Source organism: Niveispirillum cyanobacteriorum (genome assembly GCF_002868735.1).
Classification (GTDB): Bacteria; Pseudomonadota; Alphaproteobacteria; order Azospirillales; family Azospirillaceae; genus Niveispirillum; species Niveispirillum cyanobacteriorum.
The window spans coordinates 629305-643499 of record NZ_CP025612.1; the positions used below are offsets into that span (position 1 = coordinate 629305).

13 protein-coding genes are annotated in these 14195 nt (G+C 61.7%); 6 read left to right on the forward strand and 7 right to left on the reverse strand.

Going from position 1 to position 14195, the window contains the following annotated elements; translation table 11 throughout:
- Nucleotides 1-120: 120 nt before the first annotated feature.
- The 6 genes from C0V82_RS18545 to C0V82_RS18570 all read right to left on the reverse strand — a co-directional run bounded on the left by C0V82_RS18545 (nucleotide 121) and on the right by C0V82_RS18570 (nucleotide 7736).
- Nucleotides 121-987, reverse strand: a complete 867-nt coding sequence (locus tag C0V82_RS18545; protein WP_102113912.1) for a 3-keto-disaccharide hydrolase — start codon at nucleotides 985-987, stop codon at nucleotides 121-123.
- A gap of 48 nt (nucleotides 988-1035) precedes the next feature.
- Nucleotides 1036-1479 (reverse strand): nuclear transport factor 2 family protein, encoded by a 444-nt coding sequence (locus C0V82_RS18550; protein ID WP_102113913.1) that lies wholly within the window; start codon nucleotides 1477-1479, stop codon nucleotides 1036-1038.
- Between the two features lie 4 nt (nucleotides 1480-1483).
- Nucleotides 1484-3169 carry a GMC oxidoreductase gene (locus C0V82_RS18555; protein WP_102113914.1) on the reverse strand — a complete coding sequence of 562 codons (1686 nt, stop codon included), beginning with the start codon at nucleotides 3167-3169 and terminating at the stop codon, nucleotides 1484-1486.
- Nucleotides 3166-3774 (reverse strand): gluconate 2-dehydrogenase subunit 3 family protein, encoded by a 609-nt coding sequence (locus tag C0V82_RS18560; RefSeq protein ID WP_158660035.1) that lies wholly within the window; start codon nucleotides 3772-3774, stop codon nucleotides 3166-3168. The genes C0V82_RS18555 and C0V82_RS18560 overlap by 4 nt, the downstream gene beginning before the upstream one ends.
- 25 nt (nucleotides 3775-3799) lie before the next feature.
- A complete protein-coding gene (locus C0V82_RS18565; protein ID WP_158660036.1) occupies nucleotides 3800-5362 on the reverse strand; it encodes a carboxylesterase/lipase family protein in 1563 nt (520 codons plus the stop codon).
- A 91-nt stretch (nucleotides 5363-5453) separates the two neighbouring features.
- Nucleotides 5454-7736 (reverse strand): TonB-dependent receptor, encoded by a 2283-nt coding sequence (locus tag C0V82_RS18570; RefSeq protein WP_158660037.1) that lies wholly within the window; start codon nucleotides 7734-7736, stop codon nucleotides 5454-5456.
- Nucleotides 7737-8021: 285 nt separating this feature from the next.
- Here C0V82_RS18570 and C0V82_RS18575 point away from each other — a divergent pair, with 285 nt between their 5' ends.
- The 4 genes from C0V82_RS18575 to C0V82_RS18590 all read left to right on the forward strand — a co-directional run bounded on the left by C0V82_RS18575 (nucleotide 8022) and on the right by C0V82_RS18590 (nucleotide 12493).
- Nucleotides 8022-8702, forward strand: a complete 681-nt coding sequence (locus C0V82_RS18575) for a TetR/AcrR family transcriptional regulator (protein WP_158660038.1) — start codon at nucleotides 8022-8024, stop codon at nucleotides 8700-8702.
- Nucleotides 8703-8792: 90 nt separating this feature from the next.
- Nucleotides 8793-10259 carry an MFS transporter gene (locus tag C0V82_RS18580; protein ID WP_102113919.1) on the forward strand — a complete coding sequence of 489 codons (1467 nt, stop codon included), beginning with the start codon at nucleotides 8793-8795 and terminating at the stop codon, nucleotides 10257-10259.
- Nucleotides 10260-10271: 12 nt separating this feature from the next.
- Nucleotides 10272-11423 carry a Gfo/Idh/MocA family protein gene (locus C0V82_RS18585; RefSeq protein ID WP_102113920.1) on the forward strand — a complete coding sequence of 384 codons (1152 nt, stop codon included), beginning with the start codon at nucleotides 10272-10274 and terminating at the stop codon, nucleotides 11421-11423.
- Between the two features lie 17 nt (nucleotides 11424-11440).
- Complete coding sequence (locus C0V82_RS18590) at nucleotides 11441-12493, forward strand: sugar phosphate isomerase/epimerase family protein (RefSeq protein WP_102113921.1); 1053 nt, start codon at nucleotides 11441-11443, stop codon at nucleotides 12491-12493.
- Between the two features lie 69 nt (nucleotides 12494-12562).
- On the opposite strand, the gene C0V82_RS26985 is transcribed toward C0V82_RS18590, so the two are convergent.
- Nucleotides 12563-12784: a hypothetical protein gene (locus C0V82_RS26985; protein ID WP_158660039.1), complete on the reverse strand. Its 222-nt coding sequence runs from the start codon at nucleotides 12782-12784 to the stop codon at nucleotides 12563-12565.
- Here C0V82_RS26985 and C0V82_RS18595 point away from each other — a divergent pair.
- Both C0V82_RS18595 and C0V82_RS18600 read left to right on the forward strand, forming a co-directional pair.
- Nucleotides 12783-13787, forward strand: coding sequence for a sugar phosphate isomerase/epimerase family protein (locus C0V82_RS18595; RefSeq protein ID WP_102113922.1), 1005 nt, complete (start codon nucleotides 12783-12785; stop codon nucleotides 13785-13787). The two genes, C0V82_RS26985 and C0V82_RS18595, sit on opposite strands and share 2 nt — an antisense overlap.
- 12 nt (nucleotides 13788-13799) lie before the next feature.
- On the forward strand, nucleotides 13800-14192 hold the full coding sequence (locus C0V82_RS18600; RefSeq protein ID WP_102113923.1) for a C-glycoside deglycosidase beta subunit domain-containing protein: 393 nt from the start codon (nucleotides 13800-13802) through the stop codon (nucleotides 14190-14192).
- Nucleotides 14193-14195 lie beyond the last annotated feature (3 nt).

The window sequence follows — 14195 nt, forward strand, 5'->3', positions numbered from 1 at the left end:
TGACATGCGGGCGATTTATGAAGAAAACGGTGGCATGAAATGGCACCGGCGGAACGATCAAAATCGTCCCGCCGGACCCTGTCAGAATGTTGAACGTGGCACCCAGCCCCGGTCGGAGGCCTAGTAGGACCCGTCCCTAACCGCCTTGATGTCGTTATCGGACAGGGGGCGCAGGACGATATTGCGGAAGCTGATTTCCGCAGCCTCGATCTCCAAGGCGATGCGGCCACCAGTGAGGGAACGCCATTCGGCGGGGTTATCCTCGCGCCGTGTGCGCATCGCGAACAGGGTCGTGACGATCCGGCCATTCACCAGATGTGCGGCCTGGTCCCCGAATGCGATCAAATCAAGCTGGTTCCAGCTGTCCAGCCGCTCGAAATCGCCCGTCTTGCGGAACCATTGGCGTTCGATCGGGCCGGCTTTGATGGGCGGCACATATTCACGCGGAAAACTGGGCGGATAGCTGGGCCACAGGGCTGTGCCGCCCAGGTTCGGACCTTCCAGGGCCTGGGTGTTGATCATGATGGCGTCGCCGACATCCGTTTCCTCTACCTGGAATTCCACAGAATCAGGGTAGAGAACGCCGCGTGTGGCCTTCATATGGTAGAGGATGCCGCTGTTGCGCTTGGCCAGACGGCGCGGAGCGAACCGTCGTTCGCCCCATTTGAATTCCAGGCGCAGATGGTAGTTGCCATATTCCTGCGCGGTGGCCAGATGGCCGAAACCGACCTTGCCATCCCCCTGAAATGTCGGCCCGAGCACATGCAGGGTCCCATCCTGGATATCCAGCACTCCACCAGTATCGGTGTCGCCCACCCCGTCTTGAAAGAAGGTCCAGCCGGACAGGTCCTTGCCATTGAACAGCGGTATCCAGCCGGCCTCCGGGCCAGCTTGCGCCTGACGCATCGCGATGGGGGACAGGGCAGTGGCCAACGCGCCCCCCAATCCCATCCCCATCAGATGGCGGCGGGATATCGGTTGCGGCATGGCTGGCTTCCCTGGCAAGGCATGGGCGAGATTTGCCGACATGCGCGATTACGGACGAAGGCGATCGAAATAGGTGGCGGCCTGATCGGCTGTCAGTTCTTGTTTCAAATCCCAATGTTCCCGGATCAGGCCATCCTGCCAGCGGAAGATATCCATCACCGCCGCGCGTATCCCGGTTCCGACACGCACATCCAGCATCACGATGGACAAGGCACCCTGATTGATGGTGCTGACAGGATGGATCAGGAAGTCCGGGCGCGCAAACATCGGTTCCAGCACCTTGATGGCGGCCTCGCGGCCCTGTGCCATGCCGTTGCTATGCTGGATGTAATCGTCAGCGACATACTGTTCGAAGGCTTTGCGCACCTGCTTCTGCCGATAGAACAGGGTGCAGAACATGTCGAGTGCCGGCGGGGCCGTGGCCTGCGCCCCGCCCGCCGCCATCAGGGGCAGGATACCGGCCAGGGACAGGAACTGCTTTCGGTCCAGCATGGCGTCAGATCCGCCCTTCCTTCAGCATCGTCACCGCCGTGTCACAGGCCCTGGCCGTCATGGCCATATAGGTCAGCGACGGGTTCTGACAGGCGGACGACGCCATGGCGGCACCATCGGTCACAAACACGTTGGGCACGTCATGCAACTGGTTCCAGCGGTTGGTGACCGATGTGCGCGGATCATATCCCATCATGGCCCCGCCCATCTCATGGATGGCACTGCCGCCCACGCCCGGACGGTTTAGCGACATGATCACCTTGCCGCCAGCGGCGGTCAGCATGGCGCTGGCCTCTTTCCCGGCGTCGGTCAGGGCCTTGTGCTCATTCTCGCCATGGGTGAAATCCACCTGCAGCAACGGCGCACCGAACTGATCCACCTTCACCGGGTCAAGGCGCAGACGGTTGGTTTCCCGCGGCAGGCTTTCGGCGAAGGTGACCAGCACCATGCGCCAGGGGCCGACATTGCGCAGGTTCTCCTTGAAGCCGGTACCAATGCCGGGTTCCCGCTTGCCGCGCGTCCAGGCACTGCGCAGTGCGCCGCCCTGGAAACTGTAGCCACGGACAAAATCCCCCTCGGCCTGGTCGCCCAGATTGCGGAAGCGGGGAATGATAATGCCCGTGGGTCGGTTGCCGAAGGTGGTGCGGTCCAGGAAACTGTCGAACAGGGCGATGGCCCCCACCGTGCTCGCATGGTCCATGATATGGGTGCCCAGCCGACCGCTGCTGTTTCCCAACCCGTTGGCAAACGCTGCGGAGCGGGAGCGCAGCAGGACATGGTTGGTGTTGAAGGCCCCGGCATTCATGAAAATGATGCGGGCGGTGTAGCGGCGACGCTCTCCCGTCTTCACATTCAATACCGACACACCGCTGGCACGCTTGGTCTTGGCGTCATAATCGACGGTTTCCACTACCGTGTCGGTGATCAGGGTCAGGTTGCCGGTGGCCTGCGCCGCCGGCAGGGTGGAACTCTGCGTGCTGAAATAGGCGCCATAGGAACAGCCGCGCTGACAGATCATCCGGTTCTGGCAGGCACTGCGACCTTCCTTTTCTTGCGTCAGATTGGCTGTACGCCCGATGGTCAGGCGGCGGTCGGGCCATTTCTCCTCAATCGCGGCCTTGGCATGCTTTTCCAGCACGTTCAGCGCCATCGGCGGCTGATAGATGCCGTCGGGCAGGGATGACAAGCCTTCATTCTGCCCCGACACGCCGATGAACCTTTCGACATGATCGTACCAGGGCTTCAGATCGGCATAGCGGATGGGCCAGTCGACGCCGTGCCCATCTTTCTTGTTGGCCCCGAAATCATGGTCGCTCATCCGGTAGGATTGGCGACCCCAGGTCAGTGAGCGTCCCCCCAGTTGATAGCTGCGCCACCAGTTGAATTCCGTGCCTTCAGCTACCGAGTAGGGGTTTTCACGGTCATTGACGAAATGATTCTGCGTATATTCGGTGAAATGCCGGTTCTTGGATTGAACGGCAAAGTCGGTCGCATAAAGCTGTGGATCACCCACGCCCCGAAACGGCATCTCCCAAGGGGATTTCATCTCGGTGACATAGTCGGTGCCATGTTCGATATGGCGGCCCCGTTCGACCATCAGAACCTTCAGGCCCTTTTCGGTCAGTTCCTTTGCCGCCCAGCCGCCGGTGATGCCGGAGCCAACGACGATGGCGTCGAAATCTTTGCTCATCCGAATTCCACCGCAGTCCAGTCGTTTGACCAGGCCCGATCCTTGGGGCCGACGGGGATGTCCGGGTCGAAGCGGCCCGGCACCAGTTCAAAACGCAACTCCTGGCTGGCGCCGATTTCCGACGTATAATAGCCAGTGACGATCAGGCCCTTCAGCGTGCGCCAGGGCGATTTCTCGTTACCCCGCGTATAGGCCTGGGAATCCAGGTCGGTCAGCACCCTGACCTGCATGTCCGGGGTGGCCGACAGGAACGCCCGGCCCGCCTTGAGGTCCAGTTCAAATGACAGCCAATCCAGTAGACCGGCATCCGCCGGAGCCTTGCCGCCGGTGAAAAGTGCCGCTGCGACCGGCGCATTTGATCCCGATATTCCGTGCCCGATGGCAAGCGCCAGGAAGGCGGGAACGCCGGCCTTCACCGCACCCGGCGTGTCCGTATCGGGAAAAACCAGATCGCAGACACGGGCGACCAGGGTGCGGTGGCGGTCGGGCAGGGGGGCACCCGCTGCCACCTGTGCCCAAACATCCGCCGGGGTCAGGGCCAGCGCCATGCCCGACAGCAGCAGGCCACGGCGGCCAATACCGGCGCGCGATATCTCTTCCTGCATCAAAACTCTCCTTCTCCGCCGAAGGTCAGAACAGGCCCAGTTTCCCGCCATTGGCCACGAAGGCACTGTAGACTTGGCGCTTGGCCGGGGACAAAGGTTCGATCACCCCGGTCCTGTCGCCAAGGCCCATTACGCGGCCATTCGCCAGGGCCGGCCATTCGGGCAGCCCGGCACCGTTCGGGTTGCCGCTCTTCACGAAATTGGCCCAGTACTGGCCCAGCGTCGCGGCGATGTCATGGTCCGCCTTGATGAAGGGGCGGGTGGATTTGTCCAGCGTGGCGAAAACATAGGGCAGTTCGGCGGAATGAAACGTGCCGAACCGGGCCGGATCGCTGCCGGGCTGCGGGTGCTGGAACAGATAGGCATAGACCGGGGCGGCACCGGGCTGCCGCGTCTGTGCCCAGATCAGCATGGAGGCGGTGGCCTGTTCGCGCAACAGGGCCCTGGCCGCCTCCCCTGCCGCCTTACCGTCACTCCCCTGATAGAAGGGGCGGAAGGACGGCGCCTGTGTGCCGAAGCGCCGGTCGATCAGGTCGTTCAGCTTGACCGACGTAGTCAGGTGCCAGTCATGCCCATTGCTGCTTTCATCCGTCGTCAGGCCGGTCAGGACGGGGATGTCCTGCCGCTGCCGCTCCGGGTCGGGCAGGACGGTGGGCTCAGTGATGGGAAAGAAGCGCAGGCCCGGCGGCCCGACGGACGGGTCCTTGGCTGCCTTGGCCAACTGCTCGGGCGACAGGGCACGCAGGGCAGCGATACCGGTCACGCCGGCTGCGTTCATCACCTTCTGCCCCCGCGCCTCGGCATCAGACAGCGGCAGGCTGGGAATACCCATGCCGGACCCGCTTTGCGCGATGGCGCGGATGAACAGCCCGTCAGCCTTGGGCGACGACAGCAGCGCATGGACGGACGCAGCGCCTGCTGACTGTCCGGCGATGGTCACCCGTTTGGGATCACCGCCGAAATTCGCGATATTCTTCTGGACCCAGCGCAGCGCCGCGACCTGATCCATCAAGCCATAATTGCCAGAAGACCCGGCTTCTGCGGTCAACGCTGGATGGGCCAGGAAGCCATATATGCCAACACGATAATTGATCGTGACGACGATGATGCCGCGCGCGGCCAGCTTCTCCCCATCATACAAGGGGACAGAACCAGAACCGCCCGCGAAACCGCCACCATGAATCCAGACCATCACAGAATGGCCGGCACCGCTGGCCCCCGACGGGCGCCAGACGTTAACAGACAGGCAGTCCTCACTCATGGGGCGGGTTGGGAAATATTCCGCCGACCAGGGAGAACCGCCGGGCGGTGTATAAGGCGGGTCCTGCTGACAATCGGCACTGAACTGCGTCGCGTCGCGCACGCCGGACCATGCCGCAACAGGCTGCGGCGGGCGCCAGCGGTTGGCACCGCCGGTGTCACCGGCATAGGGAATGCCCAGGAAACGATCGATACCGTTCTGGGTGGCCCCGGCCACACGCCCTGTCTCCGTCTCGGCCTCAGGGGCTACAGCCCCCGCCATTGACGGCATGGAACACAGGGCCAGCAATGATGCACCAACCCGCAGAATGGAAAAACTCCACCGCACCTGACACCTCCCGACACCGATGACTGCTTCAAGCCGAATATGGATACCGGGGGACGAACCCCCGGTATCCATGATCACAGCCAACAGCGGATCAGAAGCGGTAGGTGCCCTGCACGCCAAACGTACGCGGCGGGCCATAGATGGAGTTATAAATCAGCGAACCGGCGGCAGCGTTGAAGTTTGCAAAGGCCAGCGGCTGCTTGTCCTCCAGATTGCGGACATAGGCCTGGACTGTATAGTTGCCGTCTGCGGAGTTATATTCGACCGACAGGTCGGTCATCATATAGCCCTTCTGGCGCATACCGGCCCAGTTTACGACCGACAGGTAATGGGCAGCCTTGTAACGGCTGAAGGCCGAGGCGACCACGTTCGATCCGTCGCCCAGGTCGAACGTGTGGCTGTAACCGGCGGACAGGGTCCATTTCGGGGCCTGCGGCGGACGATTGCCCTTCAGGTTGAACTGCTGGATGCCGGGGGTGACTGGATCGGCATCGTTGATCGGGGTGCCATTCACACCAATCAGCGAGGTCGCGAAATTCAGAACCTTGGCATCCAGATAATTGACGGTGAAGGACAGTTCGTCATTCTCCGTCAACAGGACGCTGGTGTCGGTCTCGACACCCCAGACACGCGACTTACCAGCGTTCAGTGTGCGGGCGCCGACGTTGTTGTCCACGAATACCTGGATCTGCTGATCCTTGTAGTCATAGTAGAAGGCAGAGGCATTGAACTGCAGGCGGCCACCATTGAACCGGTTCTTGGTACCCACTTCGTAGGCAATCAGTTCTTCCGGCTCATAGGCACCGACGCTGTCGAAACCGCCGCTTTTATACCCGGTGCTGAGCTTGCCATAGACCAGGCTGTCGTCTGCGGGCTTCCAATCGATGCCGATATTGCCCGTTACCTGATCAGAGGAAGAACGCGGGCGCAGTATGGTGGCGCCAGCAGAACCAAACGCCGGCGGGGTCGTGCCCTCGCCACGGCCAAAACGCGGGCCGTAATTGTAGAAGGTGGCGCTCTTGGCGTCGTCGGTATAGCGCAAGCCGCCGGTCACCGTCAGCTCCGGACCGGCCACCGGGACCGTGACCTGACCAAAGGCGGCCTTGGACTTGGAAACGATATCCGGACGGTAGAAATAATTCAGGAAGGCGCGCGGCAGTTCCAGATACAGGCCGCGCGACAGATCGACCTTCTCATGGAAGTAGAAGCCGCCAAGCTGATAGAACAGGCCGTTATCCAGCGTATTCGACAGGCGCAGCTCGTGGCTCTGTGTCTCTGAATTCAGCTTATTGTTGCGGAAGGTGAAGGTCGCGGGCAGATAGCCGTTCAGCGGCAGGGCGCTGTTGGTTTCATTATCGCGATAGCCCCCCAAATAGGCCAGCGTGCCCAGGTCAAAATCAACCTCGATCCGACCGCGCAGAGCAAACTGCTCGCTGTTGAAATTGCCCAAATCACCCAGCGGGAAATTACGGGTATTGATGCCGCTGAAGGTCAGGTTGGCGGGAATGCCGTTATTTTCAAACGCGGTGGTCGACGGAATGGCGTCGATTACTCCGGCGGAATAGGCGGCATTGGTCAGAACACCGTTCTGGGCCACCAGGATGCCGAACTGCGACGGCGGCAGCTGATCGACATTCACATACTCGCCGGCCAAATAAGTGCGGATATTCTCGGTGGGTTCCCAGGCGATGGCGAGGCGGGCTGCATCGACATTCTGGTCCTCGCCACGGCCGACGGCGCCATGCTTGCGATAGCCCTTGTGGTCGGTATGCATGCCGGCGACGCGGACGGCAACCGTATCCCCCAGCGGCACATTGACGGCACCTTCGGCCCGCTTGGCATCGAAATTACCATAGCCGACGGTCAGGAAGCCGGCGGTCTTGCCCAGCTGCGGCTTAGCCGCGATGATGTTGATGGCGCCGGCGGTCGCGTTGCGACCATAGAGGGTGCCCTGTGGACCGCGCAGAACCTCGATCCGCTCCAGATCGAAGAAGCTGGCATTCAGCGCGACGGGGCGGTTCACATATTCACCATCAATGCCGATGGTCAGGGCGGGGTCGGATGCTTCAGAAACATCCTGGCTGGACACGCCGCGCACCGAAATCTTCGTGAAGATCGTGTCATTGGTCACGTTAAGATCGGGCGCAATGCGCGCCAGACCATTCACGTCCGACACGCCGGACTTGACCAGATCATCGCCTGTGAAAGCACGGATCGCGATGGGCGTATCCTGCAGATTGGTCGCGCGCTTGGTCGCGGTCACCACAATCTCTTCCAGGACCAAAGCATTATTGCTGTCGGCCTGGGCCATGGCGGAAGCGGCATGAAGGGTAGTCGCCCCTGCTGCAAGCAGGAGCATCGAACGGATGCGCATTTTGGTTCCTCCCGATGTGGCCGGCACTGTTGACCGGCCAGGCTCTGGGTTCTTTTCTAAAACTAGAACCCTAATTCTGAAAACCATGTAAACGCAGGATCGTTCGGACGTCAAGCCATTCCGTGACAGATTCAGCGACGAATGTATTTGCAACGGTGAACAGGGGAATGGCAGGGGTTTTTCCACTGGCGTCACGTGGGGGCGCCGCCTATGATAAACCATATAGAATCAGTACTTTGTTTTCAGATCGCGGCGTTAACCGGCGGTCACATGGAATGATGGGGCGTGAAAGTGTCGATGGTGGATGAGGATCAGGAAGTCGAACCGTTGCTGAACCCAACGGGCCGTGAACCCAAGCAGGGACGCAGCCGCGCCTCGTTTGAACGGATGCTGGCTGCCGCCACGGATTTGCTGATCGAACGCGGCAATGACGACTTCGCTCTGACCGATGTGGCCAAGCGCGGCAAGGTCTCCATCGGCTCCATTTATTGCCGATTCGACAGCAAGGACGACCTGATCCAGGCGGTGCAGCGCCGCGTCATGGAGAGAATGGCCGATGAAGAGGCGGAGATGATTGGCCGCCTCACCGACAAATCCACCAGCCTGGATGTGCTTGTGCGCAACTTCGTGGAGGAACTGGCTGAGTTCCTGAAACGCAATGCGCCGGTGCTGCGGCCCATGATGCTGCGCGCATCATCCGACCCCGTGGTGCGCGCCATGGGGCGCAAAGGCTATGATTCGTTGGTTGAAAAGGTCATGTCCACGCTGTTGTCGCGGCGGGATGAGATTGGCCATGAATTGCCGGAACTGGCCTGTGAAATGACTTTGCGGATCGCCTACTCGGCCTTCGCCCGTTATCTGGGCTTCGGCACGGTGGGCGATACGGGCACCAAGGCAGACTGGAAGAACCTTAAAACGGAGGTGGGTGTGATGTGCTCCACCTATCTGCGCAACGGCAACCGATGACCCGTTGACGGATGGGGCGTTCCGTTTATAAACAGAATTACGATTCTGTTCTGATCCGCTGTGATCAGACCCAATGGAAAGGCACATCCCATGGCATCCGCCGCCAGCCCGGGGGGCAAGCGGGGGCCGGCCCTATCCGCCATTGACCAAGCTGCCGCCTTGACGCCGAAACGGCGTCAGATGGCCCTGGTGGTGGTGGCCGGCGCCTTCATGATGGACCTGATCGACCTGACCATCGTTAATGTGGCCCTGCCGTCGATCCAACGCGATCTGTCTGCCGATACCGCCCAGATGCAATGGATGGTCGCCGGCTATGCCGTGGCCTTTGCCATCCTGCTGATTACCGGTGGGCGGCTGGGCGACACCCATGGCTACCGCCGGCTGTTCATGATCGGCATGGCCGGCTTCACTCTGACCTCCCTGCTTTGCGGCTTGTCGGTCAGCGGGCCGATGCTGGTGGTGGCGCGGCTGGCGCAGGGGGCGACGGCGGCGCTGATGCTGCCGCAGGTCATGTCCCTGATCCAGGTCATGTATCCGCCCGCCGAACGGATTGCCGCTTTGTCGGTGTTCGGGGTGCTGGGCGGTGTCGCTGCCGTTCTAGGGCCGGTGATCGGCGGGCTGCTGATTGAGGCTGATCTGTTCGGTCTGGGCTGGCGGCCCATCTTCCTGATCAACGGGCCGTTGGGTCTGATCGGCCTATATGCAGCCTGGCGTTTGCTGCCGTCGGGCCGGTCGCCGCATGGCGGCGGTGTCGATCTGCCCGGAACCGCCCTGATCGCGGCCACCCTTTTGGCGCTGATGCTGCCGCTGCTGCAGGGGCGAGAGGCGGGATGGCCGCTCTGGTGCCTGATTCTGCTGGCCTGCGCCCCGCTGCTGGCGTTGCTATTCATCCGCCATATCAGGATGCGCGCGGGGGCGGGGACCGGGCTGGTCGATCCCGTTCTGTTCGCCAATCGCGGCTTTTCCATCGGGCTGGGCATGTCGCTCTGTTTCCAGGCGACGACGGCGGGTTTGTTGTTCATCCTGACCCTGACGCTGCAATATGGGTTGGACTGCACACCGTTGGAAACAGCACTGGTCCATGTCCCCTACGCGCTGGGCGCGTCGGTCGCCATTGGTGGTGTGGCCCGGCGGGCCCTACCGCGCATGGGGCTGCGCCTGCCGCTGCTGGGCGTGGCGGTGATGCTGTCGGGCATGCTGGCGTTGGCGGCACTGATCTGGGGACAGGGGGGGCTGGTTCCGTTGGGCATTGCACTGCTGATTACCGGCACCGGCATGGGGCTTGTTGGTGGGCCGACGGGGCCGATCACCCTGTCGGATGTGGAACTGATCCATGCAGGATCAGCGTCCGGGACACTGAAGGCGGTGCAGCAGTTGGGGGCGGCATCGGGTGCGGCCCTGATCGGCGGCACCTATTTCACCCTGGCCCAGGGTTTGACGGCAGAGGCGGCGCGCAACGCCTTCCTCACCACCATGCCGCTGCTGGTCCTGTTGCTGCTGATGGTTGGTTTTCTGATCACGCGATTGCCGCGTGATCTGCGGCTTTTCAAGAAATAACGGGAGGATGAGATGAGTGAGCCTGTTCTGCGCCTGGGCATGATCGGCGGTGGTCCTGGCAGCTTCATCGGCCCGGTTCACCGCATGGCGGCAGAACTGGACGGGAAGATCAGGCTGGTCGCTGGCGCCTTCAGCAGCGATGCTGAACGGTCGCGACAGGCCGGCGCCGGTTACGGTGTTGATCCCGCCCGCGCTTATGCCAGCCATCAGGCCATGATCGCTGCGGAAGGCGCGCGGCCCGATGGTATCGACCTTGTCGCCATCGTCACCCCCAACCACCTGCATGTGCCGGCCAGCATCGACGCGCTCAAGGCCGGTCTACATGTGATGTGCGACAAGCCCGCGGCCCTGTCGCTGGCGGAACTGAAGCAACTGGCCACCGCGACATCCGGGTCCAAGGGGCTTTATGCCCTGACCCACACCTATACTGGTTACCCGCTGGTGCGGGAGGCGCGGGCGCTGGTGGCCTCGGGCCGGATCGGGCGGCTGCGCAAGGTCGTGGTGGAATATAGCCAGGGCTGGCTTTCCACCCCGCTTGAGGATACGGGCAGCAAGCAGGCTGGCTGGCGCACAGACCCCGCCAAGTCCGGGGCCGGCGGCTGTATCGGTGATATCGGCGTCCACGCCTTCAATCTGGCCGAATATGTCAGCGGCTCACCCGTGCGGGAACTGTGCGCGGACCTGTCGATCATGGTGCCCGGCCGCCGGCTGGATGATGATTGCAACATCCTGCTGCGGTTTGAGGATGGCAGCGAACGCGGCGTGCCGGGTGTGCTGCACGCTTCACAGATCGCGGCGGGTGACCGCAACGGCCTGCGCCTGCGCGTCTATGGGACCGACGCCGGCCTGGACTGGTCACAGGAGACGCCCAACACTCTGACCATCCATGGCCTTGATGGGCGGACGGAAGTGCTGCATGCCGGCGCTGGCAATCTGGGTCCGGCAGCGCGCGGCGCCACACGCCTGCCGACCGGCCATCCCGAGGGCTATATCGAGGCCTTCGCCAATCTCTACCGCGATTTCGCCGCCGCCATCCGTGCGGGTGCCATGCCGGCGGACGGGAGTCTGCCGGGGCTGGAGGCGGGCTTACGCGGCATGGCCTTCATCGAAACGGCGGTCGCCAACTCTGCCGCCCGCGCCGGGTGGGTCCGGCTGGATATCTGATGAACAAGGGAGGAAAAATGCGCACGATCAAGGGGCCGGGTATCTTCCTGGCACAGTTCGCGGGCGATGCCGCCCCGTTCAACAGCCTGGACAGCATCGCCGACTGGGCCGCAGGCTTAGGCTACAAGGGTATCCAGATCCCGTCCTGGGATGGGCGCTTGTTCGACCTGCGTCTGGCGGCGGAAAGCAAGACCTACGCACAGGAAGTGACGGGGAAACTGGCGGCCAAGGGTCTGGCCGTGACGGAACTGTCCACGCATTTGCAGGGGCAGTTGGTGGCGGTCCATCCGGCCTATGATGCACAGTTTGACGCCTTCGCCGACCCGGCGGTACGCGGCAATCCTGCCGCACGTCAGGCCTGGGCCGTGGAACAGATGCGGCTGGCGGCACAGGCCAGCGCCAATTTGGGCCTGACGGCGCATGCCAGCTTCTCCGGCGCGCTGGCCTGGCCTTATGTCTATCCCTGGCCCCAGCGCCCCGCCGGTCTGATTGAGGAGGCGTTCGCAGAGTTGGGCCGCCGCTGGCGTCCCATCCTGGACGCGTTCGAGGATGCCGGCGTTGATGTCTGCTTCGAACTGCATCCCGGCGAAGACCTGCATGACGGCGTCACGTTCGAACGGTTCCTGGGCGCGGTGGATGACCATCCGCGCGCCAACATCCTGTTCGACCCCAGCCATTTCGTGCTGCAGCAGCTGGATTATCTGGCCTTCATCGACCATTACCACACGCGAATCCGCGCCTTCCATGTGAAGGATGCGGAGTTCCGTCCCAACGGTAAATCGGGCGTCTATGGCGGCTATCAGGGCTGGGTGGATCGTCCCGGTCGTTTCCGGTCATTGGGGGACGGACAGGTGGATTTCAAGGCGATCTTCTCCAAACTCACGGCCTATGACTATGCCGGCTGGGCCGTTCTGGAATGGGAATGTGCCTTGAAGCATCCGGAAGACGGAGCGCGGGAGGGGGCTACCTTCATCCGCGATCATATCATCCGTGTCACCCAACATGCCTTCGATGATTTCGCGGCCAGCGGTGTTGATGACGATCTGAACCGCCGCCTGCTGGGCCTCTGATCCCTACTTCCAAAGCCGCTCTCTGACCCTGCAGAGAGGGTCAGAGAGCGGCTTCGTATTTTGTATCAATTAGTTATATAAAATCACGACAATTGCTGATCTTGATCGGTCGGCGATTGATTTGCCAAAAAAAGAATGATAATTCTTATATTGATATTGGGCATCGTCGACCCCCTCTCCTGATGATTTTTCCAGGGCGGGCCGGCTGCGCTCTTCCCCCATCGGGCTTTGCCTGAGACCGCCGCCATCCTTGGCCCCCGGCGGGGCCGCACCTGACAGGACCGGTTCCATGTCGAACTATGACATCAAAAGGGGCGTAAGCCTTTACAGTTATCAGGAGGAGTATTTCCTGGGCACCAAGTCGCTGGAGGACTTGATCAAGGTCTCCGCCGAGATGGGCGCCAATGGGATTGAGCTGATCAGTGAGCAGACCTTCCCCAATTATCCCAACCCGCTTGACCAGTCCGTTTACGATAACTGGCACGCCCTGATGGCGAAATATGGCACGACCCCGGTCTGCCATGATTTCATGCTGGATTATAAGAAGTACAAGAATCGGCCCATGCCGTTCGAGGAGCAGGTGGCAAGCTGCAAGGTCGACATTGATCATGCCGCCCGCCTGGGCTGCCCCTATACCCGCGCGCTGGTGTCGATCGATCCGGACGTGCTGGTGGCCTGCGCCGATTATGCGGAAAGCAAGAATGTCCGCATTCTGATTGAGGTGCATGCACCGCTGCATTTCGACCATCCCTGGATCATCCGTCATGCCGAGGCGTTTGAGAAGTCGGGATCGAAATATCTGGGCTTCCTGCCCGACATGGGCATGTTCCTGTTCAAGTTCCCGCCCGTCTGGAAAGAGAAATTCATCCGTGACGGCGTGCCGCAGCATATCGCCGACTATATCTGCAAGGCGTACGAGGACCGCACGCTCAGCGAATATGTGATCCTGGAAGTGGAGAAGATGGGCGGCGTCGGCCCGGCCATCGGCATGGCCACCACGCTGCGCCACAATGCGGCGTTTGAGCCCAAGCGCATGCTGGACCATATGGACCGCATCTGGAACATCCATGCCAAGTTCTACCAGATGGATGAGGATCTGGTGGAGCCCTGCATCCCCTATGATGAGATCATCCGGGTGCTGAAGAAGGGCGGCTACAAGGGCTATATCTGCTCAGAGTACGAGGGCAACCGCTGGATTCAGGATGCGTTCCCCGTGGACAGCATCGAACAGGTCCGTCGTCAGCAGGAAATGTTCAAGAAGCTGATCGGCGAACCCGCCGCCACCGCTGCTTGAGGAGCTTTACCCATGTTCGATAAATACATGATCTGTGAAGATGGTTACGGCAATGTCCAGCAGGATGGCCGTACCGTCGGTTTCGCCTTCCAGGCCCGTCTGCCCTATTATCGGGGCATCGGTCTGTCGATGGTGGAGGATATCGGCGTCATCATCGATGGTGAACCGGTCGCCCGCCAGGATATCCGCTTCTCCGTCCGTGGCCGTACCTGGACCCTGGATGAAATGGAAACGGAATATACCGACCGCTGGAATTTCGCGGAAAAGGCGCTGGTGACGGTGCTGCGCGATGGCGGTCTGACGCCGGGCCCGCACAAGATCCAGCTTTCTGAACGCGTCCGCGTCTCCTATCTGCCCTTCGTACCCACAACGCGTGACACGAAGGAGCTGGTGATCCCGGCCTGATCT